The organism is Microbacterium sp. NPDC079176 (genome assembly GCF_040686675.1).
Lineage (GTDB): Bacteria > Actinomycetota > Actinomycetes > Actinomycetales > Microbacteriaceae > Microbacterium.
Genome location: NZ_JBFBLM010000005.1, coordinates 103,562 through 124,274, shown reverse-complemented (window position 1 = coordinate 124,274; position 20,713 = coordinate 103,562). Strand labels below are relative to the sequence as shown.

The 20,713-nt window shown below is 68.5% G+C and carries 21 protein-coding genes; 7 read left to right on the top strand and 14 right to left on the bottom strand.

Annotated elements, in window-relative coordinates; genetic code table 11:
• Positions 1-5: 5 nt before the first annotated feature.
• Both AB0P11_RS13585 and AB0P11_RS13580 read right to left on the bottom strand, forming a co-directional pair.
• On the bottom strand, positions 6-677 hold the full coding sequence (locus AB0P11_RS13585) for a GPP34 family phosphoprotein (RefSeq protein ID WP_363522465.1): 672 nt from the start codon (positions 675-677) through the stop codon (positions 6-8).
• A gap of 120 nt (positions 678-797) precedes the next feature.
• Positions 798-1,442 (bottom strand): aquaporin, encoded by a 645-nt coding sequence (locus AB0P11_RS13580; RefSeq protein ID WP_053098105.1) that lies wholly within the window; start codon positions 1,440-1,442, stop codon positions 798-800.
• Positions 1,443-1,653: 211 nt separating this feature from the next.
• Between AB0P11_RS13580 and AB0P11_RS13575 the strand changes: the two genes are divergently transcribed.
• The 3 genes from AB0P11_RS13575 (at position 1,654) to AB0P11_RS13565 (ending at position 5,224) form a co-directional block, all read left to right on the top strand.
• Positions 1,654-3,036 carry an APC family permease gene (locus tag AB0P11_RS13575; protein WP_363522462.1) on the top strand — a complete coding sequence of 461 codons (1,383 nt, stop codon included), beginning with the start codon at positions 1,654-1,656 and terminating at the stop codon, positions 3,034-3,036.
• Positions 3,023-3,247 carry a hypothetical protein gene (locus AB0P11_RS13570; RefSeq protein WP_053098107.1) on the top strand — a complete coding sequence of 75 codons (225 nt, stop codon included), beginning with the start codon at positions 3,023-3,025 and terminating at the stop codon, positions 3,245-3,247. Before AB0P11_RS13575 ends, AB0P11_RS13570 begins: the two co-directional genes overlap by 14 nt.
• A 171-nt stretch (positions 3,248-3,418) precedes the next feature.
• Positions 3,419-5,224 carry a sigma-70 family RNA polymerase sigma factor gene (locus AB0P11_RS13565; protein ID WP_363522460.1) on the top strand — a complete coding sequence of 602 codons (1,806 nt, stop codon included), beginning with the start codon at positions 3,419-3,421 and terminating at the stop codon, positions 5,222-5,224.
• 205 nt (positions 5,225-5,429) lie between these two features.
• Here the strand turns inward: AB0P11_RS13565 and AB0P11_RS13560 are convergent, their stop codons facing one another.
• Both AB0P11_RS13560 and AB0P11_RS13555 read right to left on the bottom strand, forming a co-directional pair.
• Entirely contained in the window at positions 5,430-6,446 is a 1,017-nt protein-coding gene (locus AB0P11_RS13560; RefSeq protein WP_285363491.1) for a magnesium and cobalt transport protein CorA, read from the bottom strand.
• A gap of 45 nt (positions 6,447-6,491) precedes the next feature.
• A complete protein-coding gene (locus tag AB0P11_RS13555) occupies positions 6,492-7,775 on the bottom strand; it encodes a serine hydrolase domain-containing protein (protein WP_072592090.1) in 1,284 nt (427 codons plus the stop codon).
• Between the two features lie 90 nt (positions 7,776-7,865).
• Between AB0P11_RS13555 and AB0P11_RS13550 the strand changes: the two genes are divergently transcribed.
• On the top strand, positions 7,866-8,189 hold the full coding sequence (locus AB0P11_RS13550) for a DUF2470 domain-containing protein (RefSeq protein ID WP_056277548.1): 324 nt from the start codon (positions 7,866-7,868) through the stop codon (positions 8,187-8,189).
• A gap of 55 nt (positions 8,190-8,244) precedes the next feature.
• Positions 8,245-8,892 carry a biliverdin-producing heme oxygenase gene (locus AB0P11_RS13545; protein ID WP_053098119.1) on the top strand — a complete coding sequence of 216 codons (648 nt, stop codon included), beginning with the start codon at positions 8,245-8,247 and terminating at the stop codon, positions 8,890-8,892.
• A 12-nt stretch (positions 8,893-8,904) separates the two neighbouring features.
• On the opposite strand, the gene AB0P11_RS13540 is transcribed toward AB0P11_RS13545, so the two are convergent.
• A complete protein-coding gene (locus tag AB0P11_RS13540; protein ID WP_053098120.1) occupies positions 8,905-10,299 on the bottom strand; it encodes an AAA family ATPase in 1,395 nt (464 codons plus the stop codon).
• A 159-nt stretch (positions 10,300-10,458) separates the two neighbouring features.
• Between AB0P11_RS13540 and AB0P11_RS13535 the strand changes: the two genes are divergently transcribed.
• Positions 10,459-11,532 carry a hypothetical protein gene (locus AB0P11_RS13535; RefSeq protein WP_363522457.1) on the top strand — a complete coding sequence of 358 codons (1,074 nt, stop codon included), beginning with the start codon at positions 10,459-10,461 and terminating at the stop codon, positions 11,530-11,532.
• An 18-nt stretch (positions 11,533-11,550) separates the two neighbouring features.
• On the opposite strand, the gene AB0P11_RS13530 is transcribed toward AB0P11_RS13535, so the two are convergent.
• From AB0P11_RS13530 to AB0P11_RS13515, 4 genes are all read right to left on the bottom strand, one after another.
• Positions 11,551-13,560 carry a cytochrome c oxidase assembly protein gene (locus tag AB0P11_RS13530; protein WP_363522455.1) on the bottom strand — a complete coding sequence of 670 codons (2,010 nt, stop codon included), beginning with the start codon at positions 13,558-13,560 and terminating at the stop codon, positions 11,551-11,553.
• A gap of 85 nt (positions 13,561-13,645) precedes the next feature.
• Entirely contained in the window at positions 13,646-13,933 is a 288-nt protein-coding gene (locus AB0P11_RS13525) for an HU family DNA-binding protein (RefSeq protein WP_042541574.1), read from the bottom strand.
• A gap of 321 nt (positions 13,934-14,254) precedes the next feature.
• Positions 14,255-14,800, bottom strand: a complete 546-nt coding sequence (locus tag AB0P11_RS13520) for a helix-turn-helix transcriptional regulator (RefSeq protein WP_363522453.1) — start codon at positions 14,798-14,800, stop codon at positions 14,255-14,257.
• Positions 14,801-14,909: 109 nt separating this feature from the next.
• Complete coding sequence (locus AB0P11_RS13515) at positions 14,910-15,518, bottom strand: TetR/AcrR family transcriptional regulator (RefSeq protein ID WP_187249222.1); 609 nt, start codon at positions 15,516-15,518, stop codon at positions 14,910-14,912.
• Positions 15,519-15,643: 125 nt separating this feature from the next.
• On the opposite strand from AB0P11_RS13515, the gene AB0P11_RS13510 reads away from it, so the two are divergent.
• Positions 15,644-16,471 carry an alpha/beta fold hydrolase gene (locus AB0P11_RS13510; RefSeq protein ID WP_363522450.1) on the top strand — a complete coding sequence of 276 codons (828 nt, stop codon included), beginning with the start codon at positions 15,644-15,646 and terminating at the stop codon, positions 16,469-16,471.
• A 141-nt stretch (positions 16,472-16,612) separates the two neighbouring features.
• Here the strand turns inward: AB0P11_RS13510 and AB0P11_RS13505 are convergent, their stop codons facing one another.
• From AB0P11_RS13505 to AB0P11_RS13485, 5 genes are all read right to left on the bottom strand, one after another.
• On the bottom strand, positions 16,613-17,437 hold the full coding sequence (locus AB0P11_RS13505; protein ID WP_363522448.1) for a DUF559 domain-containing protein: 825 nt from the start codon (positions 17,435-17,437) through the stop codon (positions 16,613-16,615).
• 247 nt (positions 17,438-17,684) lie between these two features.
• Positions 17,685-17,990 carry a 30S ribosomal protein S14 gene (gene rpsN / locus AB0P11_RS13500; RefSeq protein WP_042540535.1) on the bottom strand — a complete coding sequence of 102 codons (306 nt, stop codon included), beginning with the start codon at positions 17,988-17,990 and terminating at the stop codon, positions 17,685-17,687.
• 3 nt (positions 17,991-17,993) lie between these two features.
• The gene (gene rpmG / locus AB0P11_RS13495) at positions 17,994-18,164 is read right to left on the bottom strand and encodes a 50S ribosomal protein L33 (protein WP_017203558.1); all 171 of its coding nucleotides are present in this window, start codon (positions 18,162-18,164) and stop codon (positions 17,994-17,996) included.
• Positions 18,164-18,400: a 50S ribosomal protein L28 gene (gene rpmB, locus AB0P11_RS13490; protein WP_042540533.1), complete on the bottom strand. Its 237-nt coding sequence runs from the start codon at positions 18,398-18,400 to the stop codon at positions 18,164-18,166. The genes rpmG and rpmB overlap by 1 nt, the downstream gene beginning before the upstream one ends.
• A 160-nt stretch (positions 18,401-18,560) precedes the next feature.
• Complete coding sequence (locus AB0P11_RS13485; protein WP_363522446.1) at positions 18,561-20,681, bottom strand: alpha-galactosidase; 2,121 nt, start codon at positions 20,679-20,681, stop codon at positions 18,561-18,563.
• Positions 20,682-20,713 lie beyond the last annotated feature (32 nt).

Genomic DNA, 20,713 nt, shown 5'->3' with positions numbered 1-20,713 from the left:
CGGTGTCAGGTGATGGTCGCCGCCACGATCGTCGGCGTCATGATCGCCACCATCGCGGCCGTGATCGCATCGTTGACCGCCTTGGCGACGGCATCCCCTGCCCGCGATCCTGCCGTGAGCTGCTCGATCCGCTTCTTGAGGTCGCGCGAGGACAGCCCGCCGCACTCCTCGCGCAGGATCGCGTGCGCCGCGTTGAGGTTCTGCAGGATCGCAAGCAGCGCCAGGTCGGCCTGCGTCGGAGCACCCGTTCCGGCGAGCACCGCGGCGAGCCGCGCCCTCAGCGCCTGCTCGGGCGTCGAATCGGATTCGGGAGTGCGTGCCGACCCCCAGCCGAAGAATCCGCCCTCCCCTTTGACGAGCACGCCCTGCACGATGAGCGACTCGACCACGATCTCGAGCGGATCGAGCTTGGGGCGCACCACGAGCGACTGCAGCCGCTTGCCGCGCAACGGCACGAGGCGCTGCAGTGTCGTATCGAGGATCGGGTTGCCCGTCGGGTCGGTCGACACGATCTCGATGACCGGGTTCTTCTCGTCCGACACCGCGATGCGTCCGTGCAGGGCGAGGTCGACGATCACGGCCGCGACCTCGCCGTACAGGCGGTTCACGCTCACCGCGCTCTCGACGCGGCCATCAGGCCGGAGAAGCAGCATGTGGAGTTCCTCGACGATCAGCATGCATCCACGCTATGACGGGCCACCTCACGGCGGCATCCCCCGGACGGATGATTCCGGAACACCCCCACACGCACGAACGCCGCGCCCTCCGGAGAGGACGCGGCGTTCGATGAAGAGTGGTTACGCGCCGATCTTCTTGGCATCGTCCGCGTTGAGCACGCGGAAGAGCAGAGCCGCGATGACCGCGCCGACCACGGGGGCGACGATGTAGAGCCACAGTGAGGCCCAGTCGAAGTACCCGCCGACCGAGAGGCCGAGGGCCACCGCCGGGTTGAAGCCGCCGCCCGAGATCGAACCGACGGTCGCTGCGCCGACGAACACCGTCGCCCCGATCGCGAGGCCGTAGAACGAGTTGCCCTCGGTGTCCTTCGAGGTCGCGGTGTTGAGCACGACCCAGACGAGGATCAGCGTGAACAGCGCCTCGACGAAGAAGGCGGGTCCCACCTCGACGACCAGAGCCTCGCCACCGGCGGGCCACACGGCGAAGCTGACCAGCGCGGCGAGCGCGCCACCGACGAACTGCGCCACGAGGTAGGCGATGAAGTCGACGACGCTGAGGCCGCCACGGATGAAGACGCCGACGGAGACCGCCGGGTTGAGGTGAGCGCCCGAGATGTGGCCGGTCGAGAAGACGAGCACGGCGAGCGTGAAGCCGATCGCGAGCGGAGTCAGCGGGCTCTCGCTGTTGATCGCCGCGATGATCGTGAGGACGAAGAGGAACGTGGCGATCGCTTCGGCGAGCGCCTTTCGGGGAGTACCGGACATGAGAAGTGCTCGTTTCTGAGAGGTGAGGGAAGGCGACCCCCGTCCGCCTGCGCACTCCAGCCGACGCACCCTCCGATAACGCCCCCGAATCTAGCGACGGCAGTCGGAGTCCGGGCGTACGCCGCGCTGGCGCCTGTGAAATACCTGAATGCGATGCGACGGCATGTCAACCCCGTCGCCACATCGGCACGCTTGTCCGTACTGTTCCGGGATGACTTCCGACACCGCCACGACGCCGGAGGAGCCCACTCGCCTGCGTCGCGCCATCACCGGCCCCCTGCTGTTCGCCTTCATCCTGGGCGACGTGCTCGGCGCCGGCATCTACGCCCTGATGGGTGTGCTGTCCGAGAAGGTCGGCGGGATGCTGTGGGCACCGCTGCTTCTCGCTCTCCTGCTCGCGCTGCTGACCGCGGGGTCGTACGCCGAGCTGGTCACCAAGTACCCGCGCGCCGGCGGGGCATCCGTCTTCGCGGAGCGCGCCTTCCACAGCCCCGTCGTGTCGTTCCTGGTCGGGTTCAGCATGCTCGCGGCCGGCGTGACGAGCGCCGCGGGCCTGGCGATCGCGTTCGCCGGCGACTACCTCGGCACGTTCTTCGACCTGCCGACCATTCCCGTCGCGATCGTCTTCCTCGCGATCGTCGGAGCACTCAACGCCCGCGGCATCCGTGAGTCGCTCGGCGCGAATCTGGTGATGACGGCGATCGAGCTGAGCGGTCTCGTGATCGTGATCGTCGCGGTCGGGATGTTCGTGGTCGGCGGCGGCGGCGACGCCTCGCGGCTGACTCAGACGCCCGAGGGGACGCCCGTCGCCCTGGCGGTCCTGTCGGGAGCGGTGATCGCCTACTACTCCTTCGTCGGCTTCGAGACCTCGGCGAACATGATCGAAGAGGTCAAGAATCCGCGGCGCACCTATCCGCGAGCCCTCTTCGGCGCGCTCTTCACCGCCGGTGCGGTGTACGTGCTCGTGGGGGTCGCGAGTTCCATCGCACTGCCGGCGTCCGAGTTGCAGGAGTCGAGCGGACCGCTGCTGTCGGTCGTCGAGGCCGCGGGTGCCAGCATCCCCTCCTGGCTGTTCAGCCTGATCGCCCTGATCGCGGTGGCGAACGGTGCACTGCTCACGATGATCATGGTGAGCCGCCTGACCTACGGGATGGCCGAGCAGAACCTGCTGCCCGCCGTGCTCGGCCGCGTGCTGCCGAATCGAAAGACCCCGTGGGTGGCGATCCTCACCACGACCCTCGTCGCGATGGGACTCACGCTCGTCGGCGATCTGGCGACGCTCGCCGAGACCGTCGTGCTGCTGCTGCTCTTCGTCTTCCTCAGCGTCAACGTCTCGGTGCTGGTGCTGCGACGTGACCGCGTCGAGCACGATCACTTCCGCATCTGGACGGTCATCCCGGTGCTGGGCATCGCCTCGTGCATCCTGCTGCTCACCCAGCAGCGAGGGGTCGTCTGGCTGTTCGGCGCGATCCTGCTGGCGGTCGGCGCCGTGCTGTACCTGCTCGCCCGCTGGGGCCGCAACCGCTCCGACCGTCGCGACCACGACGGAGCCCCGTCATCCACCACCACGAAGGAGAACGATGAGCACGCCTGATCTCACCCCCGACGCCGATGACGCCATGACGAGCGAGGAGAAGCGCCACGACCAGCTGACCGCGGCCCCTGATGCCACCGAGGCCGATGCCGCCCCGCGCATCGAGGTCTCGGAGCACGACGGGAACACCCGCATCGACATCCTCCCCGATGCCGCCGTGCGGCCGGGACCCGGACCCGGGGTCGAGGTCGACGACGAGCCCGAGCAGTAGCCGGAGCGGCGGCGATAACGCGCGCGGGATTGCCCCCGCGATACTTCAGCGTTCCGATATATCACGACTCACCCCTCGAAAGCAAGCTCTGAGCGTATGCTGACTCCGAGACCGCCTCCGCGGTCTCGGAGTCGGTGACCCGGACCCCGTCACCACGATCGGGGGGACGCCATGAGCATCACCACAGATCCGAGCACCGACACGCGGTCGGATGCCGAGCTCGCCGACGCGACGCGCAGCGGAGACGCCCGAGCGTTCGCCGTGCTGTGGCAGCGCCATTCCGAGGCGGGGCTCCGCGCGGCCCGGGCAGTGACGCGTTCCATCGACCCTGACGACCTCGTCAGCGAGGCCTTCACGAAGACGTTCAGCGCGATGCAGAACGGCGGCGGACCGACCGATGGCTTCCGGGCGTATCTCTACGCCGCCATCCGCAACGCCGCCGCGACGTGGGGCGGCAAGCAGAAGGACATCCCGATCGAGTTCATCGAGGAGATCCCCGATGAGGCCCCCGACGCGATCGAGCAGCTGTCGGACAAGACGATGCTCGCGGCGGCGTTCAAGAATCTGCCCGAGAACCACCGCACCCTGCTCTGGTACCTCGAGGTCGAGGGCATGAAGCCGCGCGAGATCGCTCCGCTGATGGGACTGACTCCGAATGCCGTGTCGGCGCTGGCTCTCCGCGCTCGCGACGGATTCCGCCATGCCTGGCTGGATGCGCTCATCGCCGACCCTTCCCGTCCCGAGGAGTGTCGCTGGGCGTGCGGGCGGCTCGTGCGCCGCTCTCGCCGCCCGGTGAGTCGGCACGAGCGCCCCCGCCTCGAATCCCATCTCGAAGGGTGCGCCGGCTGCACGATCATCGCGCGAGACATCGACACGGCCTCGTCGAAGCTGCGAGCCGTGCTGCTGCCCCTCGCACTCGGCAGTGCCGGCGCCGCCGCCTACGCCGCTCTCGAGCCCGGCGCGGCAGCGAGCGCATCCGTCATCGGACCGTCCGCCGCCCTGCGGACCCGCCGCGTGCTCACCATCGGGATCGCCGCGGGAAGCGCGGTCGCCCTTGCGGCGACGGTCGCCGTGGCGATGGTCGGCCCCTGGTCGCAACCCGCGGCAGACGGCGACCGTGGTGAGGCGTCCGGGCCCGCCGCCCGACCAATCGCCCCGACTCCCGGTGCCACACCCGCGACGGACGACGACACGTCACCGACGCCCCCACCTGTCGCACCGCTCATTCCTGCTCCGGTGGAGCCGCCAGTGCAGCCGGTCGTCGAGACGACTCGGCAGGACACACCTGTGCGCGCCGTTCCGGAGCCGCCGAGCGCCCCGGTGGCCGCACCGCCGGCGGCGGGCCCTCCGGCGACCAGACCCCCCGTAGCGACCCCGCCGGTCGAGGTCCCGCCGGTCGAGACCCCGCCCGTGTTCGCGATCGGTCCGGACGGGTGGGACACCAGCAGTCCCCTCGCTGTCTCGGTGAGCGGCACCGGCATCCCCGGCAGCACGGTCGCCGTCATCGACGAGCTCGGCTCCGTCCTCGCCCAGGCGACGGTCGACGGCGACGGTGAGTTCACGCTCTCCGTCGCGGGAGGCGAACTGAGGCAGGGCATGACGCTCACGGCCCAGCACACCTCACCCTCCGGCGACGTGGACCTCAGCGAGCCGGTCGGACCCCTCGCATTCCCCGTGCCGGTCATCTCTGGCGATCAGCCCCGCCCCCACCTCGAGCGGGGGGATGCTGACGCCGACGGCGAGCAGGACGACGCGCTCGTCACTCTCGAGGGCATCCCGGGCGGCTGGGTGCAGGTCGCCGTCGACGGCGTCGTGGTGCCCCACCTCATCGCCATCGACGAGGTGACCTCCGACGACTACATCCCCGACATCCACCTCGGATTCCACCTGCTCACCCTGCGATACGTCGATGCGGAGTCGGGCGTCACCGGTCCTGGAGCCGACTACGCGGTCGTCGTCACCCCGGGCGGCAAGTGACGTCCGGGCACGGATCCGACCGGAATATTGGTTGCGGCGTCAGGAACGGGCGTCGTCAGCGTCTTGATAGTGGGACGAGAAGCCGGCCCTGGGGACCTGAGTCGACTTCGTGTCCGAGAGCTCGCGTTCCCCTACGGACGCGGCACTCGCGGGTGGGGCTGCTCCCCAGTCCCACCCGCATTCCCTTCCGCACCCGTGTGGGGGCCTACAGCCAGCCCTTGCGCTTGAACGCCCAGTAGAGCCCGACGCCCATCGCCAGCATCAGAGCGACCGCCATGGGGTATCCGAGCGTCCAATGCAGCTCGGGCATATGGTCGAAGTTCATGCCGTACACCGTGCCGACGAGCGTCGGGGCGAACAGGATCGCCGCCCAGCCCGAGATCTTCTTGACCTCGTCGTTCTGGCGGATGCTCAGCTCGGTCATCCGCCGCATCTCCTCGTTCTGCCGCCGCGCCACGATCGTGGACTCGACGGTCAGCGCGTTGTCGAGCACCGTGCGGAAGGTGTTCGCGCGCTCCGACACGCGCAGAGTGTGGTCGAGCACGTCGCGCAGGTACCGCTGCAGCTCCTCGTCGACCTCGTACTTCGTCGAACCTCGCAGCAGCGAGTCGAGCATGCCCGCGAGAGGCTGCACCGCGCGCTGGAAGTCGATCACCTCACGACCGAGTTCGTAGATGCGCTGCGTCGCGTCGACCTCGTCCTCGAAGAGCTGGCTCTCGATCTCGTCGATGTCGTTCTCGAGTCCCGACAGCACGGGTGCGTACTCGTCGACGACCTCGTCGAGGATCGCATAGAGCACCGCCTCCGGACCGAGCTTCAGCAGACCGGGGTCGTCTTCGAGTCGGCGTCGCACCCTCGCCAGGTCGGGAGACTCCGCGTGGCGGATCGTCACCACGAAGTCGGGCCCCACGAGCACATGGATCTCTCCGAACTCGACCTCCTCCGCGGCATCCAGATACCGGGCGGATCGCAGCACCATGAACAGCACGTCTCCGTACCGCTCGAGCTTCGACCGCTGGTGACCCGAGAGCGCATCCTCGACGACGAGAGCGTGGATGCCGAACTCGTCGGCGACCTCGCGGATCTCGGCTTCGCTCGGCCGGTACAGACCTATCCAGCTCATGCCGCCGCGCTCGCGCAGCACCTCGAACGTCTCACTGAGGCTCCGCGGATTCTCGGTGCGGACCCCGTCGACGTAGATCGCGTTGTCGATGATCGCCATCGGCGTTCCCTTCGTCGGTATGCCGCGGCGGTCGTGCGCCGGGCCCTAGGCGGCCGGCGGTGCGACGCAGGCGACCGCCGAGTCCGTGATGGCCTGGTGATACTGCTCGGCCGTGAACGGAAGCCCGAACTCGGGAGCGGTCTCACCCGCGGCTGCAGGCACCTTGGAGGCGATCGCCGCGAGCTCCCACGCCAGGTACATCGCGGTCGTCGCGCCGGTCGTCGAGTTGTTCAGCGACACCGCGACCGTGAAGCCCGTCTCGGGGTCGGAGAACGCCGACGTCTGATACCCGGGAGTCCAGCCCGCCTGTCCGACCATCGAGCCGACGAGCAGAGCGCCGCCCGTGGCCTGGAGCCAGGAGGGAGCCTGGGGGCCCTGCGGCAGGGGAGCTCCGAAGCGGTTCGGCTCGTCCTTCGTGCGCAGCTTCTGCGCGGCTTCGGCCTGGGCGTACCGACCGAGATCCTCGATCGTCGACACGACGCCGGAGTCGGTGTAGCCGGTGCTCGACGAGAGCGTGGTGATGTCGACCGGGGCAGCACAGTCGTACCCGCCTTCGACGGGCGTCAGGTAGTGCCCGTTCATGACCGGTCCGTCAGAGGGCGGGGCCGGGGCCGGCGAAGGCAGCGACGTCGCCGAGAGACCGAGCGGCTGGGTCACGTACTCGGCGATCAGCTCGGACGCCGTGCGGCCGGACGCCCGCTCGAGTGCGAGTCCGAGCAGCAGGTAGCCGGCATCCGAGTTCGTGTAGGTCGTCTTCGGAGTGGTGCGTGGGGCGCCGAGGCCGTACGCCGCAAGCTCGAGGGGTGCCCACACGCGCTCGGGGGTGGTGAGCCATGCGGCCTGCGCGGTCGCCTCGGACGAGCCGACGCCGCTCGTGCTGTTGCACAGGTCGAGCAGCGTGATGTCCTTCATGTCAGCGACGCCCGAGACGTGGTCGGGCACGGGGTCGTCGAGATCGACCACGCCGTCATCGGCCAGACCGTAGAGCACGTCGCACGTCATGAGACGCGTCATGTCCGCGATCCGGAAGGACATGTCGGTGCTGATCTCTTCGTCGCCGCCGGGGGTCTGGGTGCCGAGACCGGCGACCCAGCTGCCGCTCCACGGAGCCCACACGCCCACGACGGCGCCCGAGGCACCCGATGCGGCGAGCGCGTTGGTGATGGCCGCCTCCATGGCGGCGACCGTGTCGTCAGGCAGAGGGCCGTCGACCTGGGACGGAGGCTGGTAGCTGAACTCCGGTTCGGCCGTGCAGCCGGTGAGGAAGAGCCCGAGCGCGGCTGCGCCGGCCACTGCTGCGCGGAACGTGCGCGACGAGAGAAGCTGCATGAAAGGGGACCCCCGGAAGACGTGTCTCCCGAGTCTAGAACGCTCATCCTGAAAGAAAGGCATCACCGAACGCCGTTTAGGGTGATCACCATGCCCCACACGTTCGATGCCGACGTCGTCTCCGCGATCCTCCGCCACATGAACGGCGACCACACCGATGACAATCTGCTCATCACGCGCGCCTTCGCGCCGGCCGGAGGGTCTCAGTCGGACGAGATCACCGACGCCGTGATGACGGACCTCGACGGCGACGGCGGAGTCTGGAAGGTCACCCGCTCCGGCGAGGCCTCAGAGCTGCGCATCCCCTGGCCTTCCGGTCCGATCACGGAGCGCCCCGCCGTGCGCCGCGAGGTCGTCGCGCTCTATGATCTCGCCTGCGAGAAGCTCGGGGTCGAGCCGCGTCCGCACGCATGACGCTCGGCTCACCGAGGGGTTTCCTTTCAGGTTAGGCGACCCTTACACTGGGCACATGTCCGAGATCCTCTCCTTCTCCGCAGCCCTCCGTGAGCGCTCCTCCGGTTCGCACTCGCGCAGCGAGGGTGCCGGCTTCATGTCCGACCTGCTCAAGGGCGAAGGATCGCGCGAGGACTACATCGCGCTCGTCGCGCAGCACTACTTCATCTACGAAGCCCTCGAGGGCGCGGGCGAGCGCATGCGCCAGGACCCCGTGGCATCCGTCTTCCTCAGCGACAAGCTGACCCGCCTGCCCGCGCTCGAGGCCGACCTCGAGTTCCTCCTCGGGGCGCACTGGCGCGATGTGATCGTCGCGCTGCCGACCACGCAGCGCTACGTCGAGCGCATCCGCCAGGTCGGGGCGACCTGGGCCGGTGGCTTCGTCGCGCATCACTACACGCGCTACCTCGGCGATCTGTCGGGCGGCATCTTCATCGGACGCGTCATGGCACGCCGCTTCGGCTTCGAGACCAACGGCATCGGCTTCTATCTGTTCGACGACATCGCCGACCCGTCGGCGTTCAAGGACGTCTACCGCGAGCAGCTCGACTCCGCCCCCTGGGACGACGCCGAGCGCGAGCGCGTGATCGACGAGGTCCTGCTCGCCTACCGGTTCAACACCGAGCTCTTCGAAGACCTCGACCGCGCACGCGTCGCCGCCTGACGACGAACGGGCTCAGCCCTTCCCGACCTCGGGAGTGGATGCCGCGAGCCACGCGTCGCGCATGAAGCGGCGCACATCCTCGTCGACGCGGATGTCGCTCGGGCGCAGCGCCCTCGACAGGTAGAGCCCGTCGAGGGACGTGAGCCGAGACAGCGCCACATAGGTCTGCCCTGGAGCGAAGGCGCCTGAGCCGAGGTCGATGATCGCGCGGTCGTAGGTCTTGCCCTGCGACTTGTGGATCGTGACGGCCCACGCGAGGCGCAGCGGGAACTGGGTGAACTCCGCCACGACGTCACGGCTCAGCTTCTTGGTGCTCGGCTCGTAGGAGTATCGGAACCGCTCCCAGACCGCGGGCTCGACGTCGACCTCTTCGCCGTCGATCTCGACGCGCACGGTCTCTCCGAGGATCCGCACGACCGTGCCGATCGTGCCGTTCACCCACCGCGGCGGCTCGCCCGACATCGAGGTGTCGTTGCGGAGGAACATCACCTGCGCGCCGATCTTGAGCTTGAGCTCCGACTCGGCCGGCAGCGACGCCTCGCCCTTGCCGAACTCGCCGCTGACCTCGGCACGCGCCGTCTGCTCCTTGCCGGGCAGCGCTGCGAGGTGGCGGCTGTTGATGGTGTTCACGATGTCGTTGCGGGTGGCGAGGGTGATCATCGGCACCTCTCCCGGCTCCGGGTCCGGCGGTGTGCGCGCGCCCTGCGTGTTCAGCACTCCCGCGATCTCCGCGGTGACCCGCCCGTACCGCACCGCGTTCAGCATCGCCTTGAAACCGTCATCCGACTGCCGGTGGATCTGCACGAGCTCGCGCACGTGCAGCTCGGCCCGGGTGTCGACGGCGAACAGTCCCCCGTCGTCATCGTCACCCTCACCGCCGGCCGGACCCGCCCAGACCTTGGCGTCGAAGAACCAGAACGAGCGGTAGTGGTCCTTGACGTAGCGCAGCTCGTCGCCGCGCGGCGGCACGGGAGCCAGCTGATACGGATCGCCGAACATCACGATCTGCACTCCGCCGAACGGGATGCCCCGCTTGCCCCGCGCCTGACGGAGCGAACGGTCAATCGCATCCATCAGGTCGGCGTTGACCATCGAGATCTCGTCGATCACGAGCGTCTCGATCGCATTGAGGATCCGTCGCGTGTTGTCGTTCTGATCGATGTCCGAGTCGCCGATCAGTCCGATCGGCAGCCGGAACAGGGAGTGGATCGTCTGACCCTCGACGTTGAGCGCGGCGACGCCGGTCGGCGCGCAGATGGCGATCTGCTTCTTCGTGTTCCACGAGAAGTACTGCAGCAGCGTCGACTTGCCGGTGCCCGCTCGACCGGTGATGAAGACGTGCTCGCTGGTGTCCTCGATCAACCGGAACAGCTCTTGCTGCTCTTCGGACAGGGCGGGAAGCGACACGGTTCTCTCACACGGACGGAGGCGGGAATGCACGGCGAGACCGTGCCTCCCCATGCTACGTGGCGGCGCCGCCCGGCATCCGAGGAACACAGCGATCGCGGCCGACGCACCCCGACTCACGCACGGCGTCGTCCCAGGCCACGCTTCTAGACTGACGCCATGCAGCAGGTCGAGACGAAGGCGCCCCGGCGCTCGCGCCTCGCTGCCGATCTCGCGCTCCTCGCGGTCGTCGGCCTCGTGCTCGTCGCCGCTCTCGGTGCAGGTGGGGCCACCCTGTACCGGCAGTTCTACGGGCCGTCGGCGTTCGTCGTGCGCTACCTCGACCTGCTCTCGGAAGGACGAGCGGCTGACGCTCTGCGCGTGCCCGGCGTCGCGATCGATCGGGAGACCCTCGAGATCGCCGGCATCGGAGCCACGGCGTCGGAGGCGCTGCTGCGTCACTCGGCACTCGCGCCGCTCACCGACGTGGAGGTGCAGTCGGAACAGGCCGACGAGTCCGGCAAGACCGAGGTGACCGTGTCGTACGAGGCGAGCGGGCACGCCGGCACCACCACCTTCACCGTCGAGCAGGACGGCTGGGCGGGGGTCACCCCCAACTGGCGCTTCACGACGAGCCCGCTGGCCGTGGTCGAGCTCACGGTGCGCGGTGCCGATCAGTTCGCCGTCAACGGCTTCGAGATGGATCGCCGCCAGGTCTCACCCGCCGGGGCGGAGGCCGCACCCCTCGATCCCCTTCCACTGCTGGTCTTCACGCCGGGGCTGTACTCGGTCACCGTCGACACTGCGATCGCGGAGTCCGAGGGCATCGGTGTCCTCGCCGACACCCCGCTCGCCACCACGCCCGTCGACGTGCAGACCGAGCCCACCTCGGACTTCGTCGCGGTGGTGCAGCAGCGGGTCGAAGAGTTCCTCACCGCCTGCACGACGCAGGAGGTGCTGCAGCCGACCGCCTGCCCGTTCGGCCTCGAGGTCTCCAACCGCCTCGCCTCGCTGCCGAAGTGGTCGATCGCCGCACAACCACAGGTGAGCGTCGTGCCCGACGGCGGACACTGGAAGATCCCCCCGACGGATGCCGTCGCGCACGTCGACGTCGAGATCCGCTCGCTCTTCGACGGCTCGGTTCAGGAGCGGTCGGAAGACGTCCCGTTCCAGGTGAACGGATCGATCACGATCCTCCCCGACGGCAAGGTGTCGATCCGGGTCGGATCCCCCGACGAGGAGTCCACGGGCTGACGCCCGCCGGGAGCACGGTCACCGCGCGTCGCGCTCCGCCTGACGCAGGTCGCGCTCGGCGAGAGCCGCGAGTTTCTGGTTGTACTCCTCGAGCTCCGCCTCGCCCGTGCGGTCTGCATGACGGTCGCGGCGCTTCTGCAGCTTGGTGTCGCTGCGGCTCCACTGGATCGCCACGGTGATCGCGAGGATCAGAGTCGGGATCTCTCCGATCGACCACGCGATGCCGCCGCCGATGTACTGATCCTCGATGGGCGTCGGGCCCCAGGTGCGCCCCATCGACCCGAACCAGTCGGCGACCATCAGCCCCTCCTGCATCATGATCGCGACGCCGAAGAAGGCGTGCATGGCCATGATGGCGATCAGGGTGATGAGGCGCCCCGGGTAGGGCAGACGGTAGGGCACCGGGTCGGCGCCGACCAGGCTCAGCACGAACAGGTAGCCGGAGATGAGGAAATGCGCGACCATCCACTCGTGGCCGAGGTGCTCGAACATCGACCAGCGCACCAGGTCGGTGAAGTAGAACGCCCACAGCGACAGGATGAAGATGCCCGCCGCCACGAACGGGTGGGTGACGACCTTCGAGAACGGCGAGTGCACGGCCCACATGATCCATTCGCGACCACCGCGGGTGCCGTCGTCGCGCTTGTGGATCGCTCGAAGGGCCAGCGTGACCGGCGCCCCCGAGACCAGCAGCAGCGGGATCGCCATCGACAGCATCATGTGCCCCAGCATGTGCACGCTGAAGAGATACTCCTGATACGCGTTGATCGGGCCGCCCGTGACCCAGAGCAGCATCAGCATTCCCAGCACCCAGAACACGGTGCGGTGGATCGGCCAGCGGTCACCACGGAGCCGCAGTCGGCGCACGCCGGCGAGGTAGAGGAAGAGGCCGAACCCGGCGGCCACCAGCCAGAGCACGTCGATGTCCCACGCCGTGAACCAGCGGTCGATCGTGAACTCCGGCGGCAGCGGGGAGCGGGTGAGGTTCTCGGCGGGGGTCTGCACGAACGCCGCCTCCTCGCCGGTGGGCGGGGGCGTGCGCGCGAGCGCGGCGGCAGCTCCCGAGGCCAGACCCATCAGAGCGACCTCGCACAGCACCAGCATCCAGAACCAGCGCGCGGCTCCGTCGTCCTCGAGCCGAGGGATCAGGCGGGTGCGATACCAGGCGCCCAGCATTCCCATACCGACGAGGAGCACGACCTTCGCGAGCAGGATGGTGCCGTACGGCGTCCAGAGCTGCGAGATGTCGCCGAACGAGACGACGGAGCGGGCGAGACCCGAGATCGCGACGACGGCGAACGCGGCGATCGCGAGACTCGAATAGCGGCTCACCAGCTGCGCCGCGCCCACGCCCGAGCGGTCGCGCAGGATCACGACGAGCAGCAGGCCGCCGAGCCACACGGCCGCGCCGATCGTGTGCAGCAGGATCGAGTTCACCGCGATGTTGTGACCGGCGAGCTCCCCGGAGTGACCCTGCGTCGCCAGCGGGAGGAAGGATGCCGCGGCGAGGATCGCCGTGATGAGCGTCGGCGTCCACGTGCGCCACGCGAACGCGAGCACGGTGATCACCGAACCCATGATGGTGGTGATCAGCCATGACTGACCGAGCGGCAGTTGCAGCAGGAATCGTCCGAGCTGCTCACCGAACTCGCGCTCGGCGCTCAGCTGCGGGTTGAAGGCCGCCATGAAGGTGAAGAATCCGCTGATGCCGGCGGTGACCGTGAAGACGGCAGCGCCGGCCGAGGCCGTGTTGAGCGCCGTGTCGAATGACTTCTCCTCGCTGCGCAGGGCGAACAGCGCCAGCACGAGCGAGCCCAGCATCGCCGCGGCCGCGATGTTCATCACGAGCTTGACGATGGGGGTGGCCCAGCGCACGAAGGGACCCGGATCCTGCAGAAGCAGCGGAGCCGCGCCTCCGCCGATCACGAGGGCGAAGATCACGCCGATCAGTCCGGTCGCGAGCAGGATGCCGATTCCGGCCGCGCGATACGCGGAGCGGGTCGGGGTCTGCACGGCGCGGGCACTCACCCCTCCAGCCTAAGCCGCGGATCCGGGGAGGACGCACGAAGGCCGCCCCCGACGGATCGGGAGCGGCCTTCGAAGAGGTGCGGTCTTACTTGACGGCAGCCTTGAGCTTGGAACCAGCGGTCACCTTGACGCGGTGGCCGGCCGGGATCTTGATCTCGGCGCCGGTCTGCGGGTTGCGGCCCGTGCGAGCTGCGGTCGCGACCTGCTCGAACGAGATCCAGCCCGGGATCGAGACCTTGCTGCCCTTGGCAACAGCGTCGGAGACCGAGGAGAACAGCGCGTCGAGGACACCCGAGACGGTGGCCTGGCTCTGGCCGGTGGCAGAAGCGATGCTCGCGACGAGCTCGGTCTTGGTGATGGACTTGTCAGCCATGTCATCCTCCAGCGACGAGGTTCCCGTCGCATCGTTGTGGTTCAGAGGGCTGCTGCCCTCCGTTGGTCGAGTGACCGCCTTGAATGTACCAACCACCACCCACATTTCCGCGTCATTTCGCGGGTTTTGGGCTTTTCGGCGGCGTGTCGTGGGGCAGAAGTGACGAATGTGACTCGTGGGGCATCGATTTCAGCGCGCCCGTCGGCCTCATCGTGGGAAGGAGATCTCTTGCCGCGAAGGGGCGGAATCACCGTTCGATCCTTGCGTGAGAGAGATCTCCTTCGCTCGGCGCGCGCAGATCAGCCCGGGCGACGACGCGTCTCAGGTCGGTTCGGCCGTCGTCGTGGCGGTCGGGGATGCGTCGTCGGCCGCGGCGGAGGCCATCGCGGCGCGGCGCTTCGCACGACGGGTGCGGGTCTCCTTCGACAACGGATACCGGGCGTCCAGCCGTGGCTCGAGGACGATCCGACGCAGCGCAGTGAGGATCACGTACCCGCCCACCCAGTAGGACAGGAACAGCACGAGTCCATACGAGAACGTGAAGCTCAGCAGCGTGCACACGATGCCGATGCCGACATAGAGCCAGGTCCAGGCGTGGGCGATGCGATCACGCGCGGCCTGCTGGTCATCCGTGCGCTGCTGCAGCGAATCGACCCGGCTGCTGAGTGCCTCATCGTCGATCGTGGCGAAGAGGTCCCGCACCGGCACCTGCAGCGCATCCGCGACCAGAGACAGCGTCTCCAGGCTCGCATCCTGTCCGGCTTCCAGGCGCTGCACGGTCCTGAGTCCCACGCCGCTCTCGGTCGCCAGTCGTTCCTGAGTCCACCCCTGCGCCTGGCGCAGTTCTGTGATTCGTGTCGTGTTCATGTCCTCCATGCTCTCCAGCGGCCCCGATCCGCCACCACGCCACCGAGCCGCCAGTCAGCCGCCAGCTGGCCGCCATCGACCCGCCGCCATCCGCCGCCCCGTCGCCGCGTCAGAGCGGGCGGTGGGCGGCGACCACCGAGCGTGCGGTGCGCTCGAACGCCGGCGTGACCCGCTCGTCTCCGTCGAGGTACCCGCCGACGAGCGCGGCGTCGCGCAGCAGCACGAGGGACGCCGCGACATCGACGGGGCTCTCGAGGCCGGCCTGCTCGGCGACGGCCTGGAGCGTCGAGCGGAACCACTCCCGGTGCTCGTCGATCAGCAGACGGACGGCACCGTCGGCATCCGGATACTCCGCTGCCGCGTTGATGAACGGGCAGCCACGCGTGTGCCGGAGGCGGATGTCGGCGGCGATGCCGTCGATCACGGCGTCGACCAGCTGCGCAGGATCCGTCACCGCCTCGCCCGCGTCGGCGAACATCGCGCGGAGCATCTCGTCTTCGTTGCGCAGGTACGCGAGGACGAGGTTCTCCTTGCCGCCGAACTGGTTGTAGAGCGTCGCCCTGGTGACCGCGGCCTCATCGATGATGCGGTCGACGCCGACCGCATGGATCCCCTCTTCGTAGAAGAGCCTGGTGGCGGTGTCGATCAGCCGGGTGCGGGCTGCGCTGGGCCGCTTAGGAGCCGTCGTCGGAGCGGAGCTGGAAGTCGTGGTCTTCATGATGATCCCTCTCATCGTGTCATCCGATTCGGGTTTTCGGGAATAGGTTGTGCTAGATAGAACGTTCGGTCTACTATCAGCGTAACACACTCGCACCGGGCGGGGCAGACGCAGGAGAAGAAACGATGAACAGCACTGACAAGACCCCGATCGTCCTGATCCACGGACTCTGGATGACGCCGAAGAGCTGGGACACGTGGGCCGAGCGGTTCCGCGCGCAGGGCCACGAGGTGATCATCCCGGGATGGCCCGGGATCGATGACCGCTCCGTCGAGGACATCCGCCGCGACCCGTCGGCCCTCAAGGGGATCGGCCTGAAGCAGATCGCCGACAACTACGAGCGCATCATCCGTGCGCTTCCGGTCAAGCCGATCATCATGGGCCACTCGTTCGGCGGCGTGCTCACCCAGATGCTCGCCGACCGCGGCCTCGGCGCCGTCTACGTGGGCGTGGCCCCGGGACAGACCGCCGGCGTCACCGCACTGCCCCTCTCGACCCTGTGGACCGGAACGCCGATCCTCTCCAACCCCTTCGGCATCAACGGAGCCAAGCCGCTGTCGAAGCGCCACTTCCACTTCACGTTCGGCAACGACCTCCCCCGCGCAGCATCCGACGCCCTCTGGGAGGAGTACGCCGTGAACTCCTACAACAAGGTCTTCTTCGAGGGCGTGACCTCGGTGCTCAACGAGAAGGGCGGAGTCACCCACGTCGACTACGCACGCGCCGACCGCGCCCCGCTGCTCGTCATCACCGGCGAGATCGACCACGTCGTGCCCCCGGCCATCGGACGCGCGATCGTGAAGAAGTACCACTCGTCCGGCAGCACCGCCATCGTCGAGTACAAGGAGTATGCGGGCCGCACCCACCGTCTCGTCAGCCAGGACGGCTGGGAGGAGATCGCCGACTACGCGCTCAGCTGGGCGGTGGAGCACGCGACAGCATCCGTCGCCTGATGCGGGGCGCTGCGGCGCCTCGGAGGGCATCTGCGATACGGAGAGCGCCTCGATGTGCGAAGGAGATCTCGCGCAGCGAAGGACTGGATGAGGCATTCGGTCCTTCGCTGGGTGAGATCTCCTTCTCTGCAAGCGAGGACATCAGCCGAGATGCCTGCCCTGAGCGACAGCATCCATGATGATCGCCTGCACTTCTGGCCAGCGAGCCATGATCTGCTCGTATCCGAACCGCAGCACGTGATAGCCACGGAGCATGAGCTGTGCGTCATGCTCGATGTCAGCCGTCCGCTGTGCTCCGACGTGTGTCGCTCCGTCGATCTGAATCACTAGGCGCTCGCCGATCAGGAGGTCGACACGGTGTCCGTGCAGCCACGCCTGCTGCACCATCGCAAGACCCAACCACCGCAGCCTCGACACGAAGATCGTATCGAGACCCGAGTCCGAGAACGGCCTGGCGGATTCGAGCAGCTCCCGGGCGGCGGGCGGCAGCTCGAATCGCGACAGCACACGCTCGTCGACGAGCCCCTTGTTCAGAGCCGACTCCCAGATCACCAGGGCGGTCTCTCTCCGCTGGCAGCGCGCCACCACGGCGAGGGTGTTGACGAGCCCGTCGACGGTGGAGTCGGGGTCGCGCTGAACCACCGGGCGCGACCAGTGGACGACGACCTGCGACGGCACCCGCACGCGGGCGGCATTCGGACGGGCAGCCACGTGGACGGACGATGCGTTCGGCACCCACAACCCCATGCGCTCGGCTGCGGTGACGCAGGTGATGACGACCCCGCGAGTCGCGGCGCCCACGACGATCGGGTCGGCGTCGGGCAGCGCAATCCATCCTCGACGGATCGATCTCACCGCACCGAGCTCCTTCGCACGGCGCAGTGTGTGAGCGCTCACCCCGAGTGACCGAAGTCGCTCGACGCGCGCGACCCCACCCTGACGTTCGAGCTCGGTGACCGCATCCATCAGGCGATACTCCCCCGTTTTCGGCTTCCGAGGAGGCCGCGCACCCGGGCCCTGTAGAGAACCGTGAACTCGGCCCCTCGGTGCAGAGCGACTGCCGCGAAGGAGATCTCATGCAACGAAGGAGCGAATGGCGCAGCATCCCCTTCTCAGCGAGAGATCCCCTTCGCAGCGAGCGCCGCAGGCCCGGGCATAGCGAAAGGGGCGAGGATCCGAAGATCCTCGCCCCTTTCGGCTTGTCTGCTGAGACTTACCAGCTGGACTTGGTGACACCGGGCAGCTCGCCACGGTGTGCCATGTCACGGAAGCGGACGCGCGAGACGCCGAACTTCGTGAGGACACCGCGGGGGCGGCCGTCGATGACGTCGCGCGAACGCACGCGAGCCGGCGACGCGTTGCGCGGCAGCTTCTGCAGGCCGACGCGTGCGGCCTCGCGGGCCTCGTCGGTGGCGTTCGGGTCGACCAGGGTCTTCTTCAGCTCGGCGCGACGCTCTGCGTAACGCTCGACGATGACCTTGCGCTGCTCGTTGCGAGCGATCTTGCTCTTCTTAGCCATTGATCAACGCTCCTCTCGGAATTCGACGTGCTGACGGATGACCGGGTCGTACTTCTTGAGCACGAGGCGGTCGGGGGTGTTGCGGCGGTTCTTCTTGGTCACGTACGTGTAGCCCGTACCTGCCGTGGAGCGCAGCTTGATGATCGGACGTACGTCCTGAGCCTTCTTGGCCATTAGAGCTTCACACCCTTCGCCTGGAGGTCCTTGACCACGTTCTCGATGCCGCGGACGTCGATCACCTTGATGCCCTTGGCGGACACGTTGAGCGTGATCTTACGACCGAGCGAAGCGACGAAATAGGTCTTCTTCTGCACGTTCGGGTCGAAGCGACGCTTCGTCCGGCGGTGCGAGTGCGAGACGTTGTGACCGAAGCCGGGAACAGCTCCTGTCACCTGGCACACTGCTGCCATGATGTGACTCCTTCTATACCGTGAGACCGGACGGTCTCACCCAAGATCCCTTGTCTGCGCGCCACCCCGCATCGCCGATCTCTCGGCCGAAGAAGGGGAAGCACGCGAACTACGCACAGGAGTGTGCGCAGACAAAGAGTCAGTTTAGCACGACCCCGAGTCAGACCCGAACGACCTCGAGCAGCAGCGCCGCCCCCGGCGCGAGCAGGGGCAGGGGCACCCCGACCGTCTCGAAAAACGCGCCGGTCGCCCCGATCCCGGCATCCAGCCAGGCGGGATCCGAGACCTGGTGCCGCGTCGCGGTGCCCAGCTCGTCCCGCACCCGCAGCCGGTAGCGCCCGCCGGGCTGCAGTCCGGGGATGCGGGTGCGCGGCGTGAACGCGTCGACCGACGCACCCTGCCGCACCCACGCGAACACACCGCGCGAGCCGTCGACCGCGACGACGCCGTGCAGCAGCGTCTCGTCGTCGACCTCGTCGCTGCGCACGGTGACCCCGGAGTGCAGCAGCGGCCGCAGCTCGCGATAGAGCGCCGTCCAGCGGGTCAGCGCTTCCCGCTCGTCATCCGTGCACCGCGTGATGTCCCACTCGATGCCGGCGTGCCCGAACAGCGCGGTGGCCATGCGGAACGGCAAGGATGCCGCGCGATGCGTCGTCTCGGCGACCGGCGGACCGACGTGAGACCCCACGACCTCCGGGGGCACGAGAGTGCCTGTCCAGCGCTGGATCTGCTGCCGTTCGATCGGATCGTTCGAGTCCGAGCCCCAGACGCGCTGGGTGCGCTGGAGCACCCCGAGGTCGACGCGGGCTCCGCCGCTCGCGCACGACTCGATCTCGAGAGAGGGATGCCGCTCGCGCAGCGCGTCGACCAGGGCGTAGAAGGCGGCCGTCTGAGCATGCACGGACGCGCGGCCGGTGTGCGGCGACACCGCGGCGTGCAGGTCGCGGTTGTGGTCCCACTTGATGAAGTCGATGCCGATCTCGGAGACCAGGGCGTCGATGCGCTCCAGCAGGTGGGCCGCAGCATCCGGGTTCGCCAGGTCGAGCACCTTCTGATGCCGCCAGGTAGGCGCGTCGGGCGCGGCCTGCAGCACCCAGTCCGGATGCTGCGCGGCGAGGTCGGAGACCGGGTTCACCATCTCGGGCTCGAACCAGAGACCGAACTGCATCCCGAGACCGTGCACCTGATCGGCGAGCGGCCGCAGCCCCTCCGGCCACTTGGCGTCGTCGATGAACCAGTCGCCGAGTCCTGATCGGTCGTCGGGCCGTCCGCGGAACCATCCGTCGTCGAGCACGAACCGCTCGACGCCGACGGATGCCGCAGCCTCGGCCAGCTCTATGATCTTCGCGGGGTCGTGGTCGAAGTACACGGCCTCCCAGGTGTTGAGCACGAGGGGGCGCGGCGTCGTGGGGTGTGCGGAGAACGCGCGGACGGTCTGATGCAGGCGGGCCGACACGGAGTCGAGCCCGCTCTCGCCGTAGGCGAGGAACACCTGCGGCGAGACGTAGGTCTCCCCCGCGCCGAGCCGGATCTCGCCGGGCAGCAGCAGTTCTCCCCCGCCGAGCACCGCCCCGTGAACGCCGGCACCCTCGGGAAGACGCTCGACGCCGACTTCGAGGTCCCCGCTCCACGCGACGTGCGCGGTCCACAGTTCCCCTCGGCGGAAGCCGAACCCGTCGGTGCCGATCGCGGTCAGGTACGGGGCGTCGTGGCCACCGCGACCGCGGCGCACCTGACGCAGGTGCGCTCCGTGGCGCAGGGCGCCTCGCTGTGGTCGCCGCTCGCCCGTCCAGCGTCCGGTGTGATCGAGCACCTCTGTCGCATGCGCGGGGATCGGCAGCAGGATGCGCGCGGCGAGCAGGTCGAGCGGCTCGGCAGCATCCGCCGTGCTCGTCACCGACACCTGGGCGGTGAGCACGCCGACGGCATCCAGCTCGAGATCGAGGACGACGGATGCGCCGGCCGCGGGATCCGCGAACTCCCCGCGCAGCGATGACTCCGTCGCCTTCCACCCGGTCGAGCGCAGCAGCGGAGCGCTGTGCAGCCCGCCGCGGTGCCAGGCGAGCGCCGGGGCGCCGGACCATCCGTCGGCTTCGACGGCCAGCAGCGGGACGGTGCGCGAGGCGTCGAACGAGCTGAACGTCACAGCCCCGGTCGACGACACCGCGAGTGCGTCGAGGTCGGCGGTGTCGAGCGCCGCGCCCCAGTGCAGCAGTCGCGCACTCGTCGTGTCGATGACGACGCTGACGCCGGCCGAGGTCAGGTGGACGAGTTCGCTCATTGCCGCTCCAGACGAAAAGGGGGAGGCCCGCC

Coding starts and splice junctions, on each gene's coding strand:
- AB0P11_RS13585 (WP_363522465.1), bottom strand. CDS start 677: ATGCTGATCGTCGAGGAACTCCACATGCTGCTTCTCCGGCCTGATGGC.
- AB0P11_RS13580 (WP_053098105.1), bottom strand. CDS start 1,442: ATGTCCGGTACTCCCCGAAAGGCGCTCGCCGAAGCGATCGCCACGTTC.
- AB0P11_RS13575 (WP_363522462.1), top strand. CDS start 1,654: ATGACTTCCGACACCGCCACGACGCCGGAGGAGCCCACTCGCCTGCGT.
- AB0P11_RS13570 (WP_053098107.1), top strand. CDS start 3,023: ATGAGCACGCCTGATCTCACCCCCGACGCCGATGACGCCATGACGAGC.
- AB0P11_RS13565 (WP_363522460.1), top strand. CDS start 3,419: ATGAGCATCACCACAGATCCGAGCACCGACACGCGGTCGGATGCCGAG.
- AB0P11_RS13560 (WP_285363491.1), bottom strand. CDS start 6,446: ATGGCGATCATCGACAACGCGATCTACGTCGACGGGGTCCGCACCGAG.
- AB0P11_RS13555 (WP_072592090.1), bottom strand. CDS start 7,775: ATGCAGCTTCTCTCGTCGCGCACGTTCCGCGCAGCAGTGGCCGGCGCA.
- AB0P11_RS13550 (WP_056277548.1), top strand. CDS start 7,866: ATGCCCCACACGTTCGATGCCGACGTCGTCTCCGCGATCCTCCGCCAC.
- AB0P11_RS13545 (WP_053098119.1), top strand. CDS start 8,245: ATGTCCGAGATCCTCTCCTTCTCCGCAGCCCTCCGTGAGCGCTCCTCC.
- AB0P11_RS13535 (WP_363522457.1), top strand. CDS start 10,459: ATGCAGCAGGTCGAGACGAAGGCGCCCCGGCGCTCGCGCCTCGCTGCC.
- AB0P11_RS13525 (WP_042541574.1), bottom strand. CDS start 13,933: ATGGCTGACAAGTCCATCACCAAGACCGAGCTCGTCGCGAGCATCGCT.
- AB0P11_RS13520 (WP_363522453.1), bottom strand. CDS start 14,800: ATGAACACGACACGAATCACAGAACTGCGCCAGGCGCAGGGGTGGACT.
- AB0P11_RS13515 (WP_187249222.1), bottom strand. CDS start 15,518: ATGAAGACCACGACTTCCAGCTCCGCTCCGACGACGGCTCCTAAGCGG.
- AB0P11_RS13510 (WP_363522450.1), top strand. CDS start 15,644: ATGAACAGCACTGACAAGACCCCGATCGTCCTGATCCACGGACTCTGG.
- AB0P11_RS13505 (WP_363522448.1), bottom strand. CDS start 17,437: ATGGATGCGGTCACCGAGCTCGAACGTCAGGGTGGGGTCGCGCGCGTC.
- rpsN (WP_042540535.1), bottom strand. CDS start 17,990: ATGGCTAAGAAGAGCAAGATCGCTCGCAACGAGCAGCGCAAGGTCATC.
- rpmG (WP_017203558.1), bottom strand. CDS start 18,164: ATGGCCAAGAAGGCTCAGGACGTACGTCCGATCATCAAGCTGCGCTCC.
- rpmB (WP_042540533.1), bottom strand. CDS start 18,400: ATGGCAGCAGTGTGCCAGGTGACAGGAGCTGTTCCCGGCTTCGGTCAC.
- AB0P11_RS13485 (WP_363522446.1), bottom strand. CDS start 20,681: ATGAGCGAACTCGTCCACCTGACCTCGGCCGGCGTCAGCGTCGTCATC.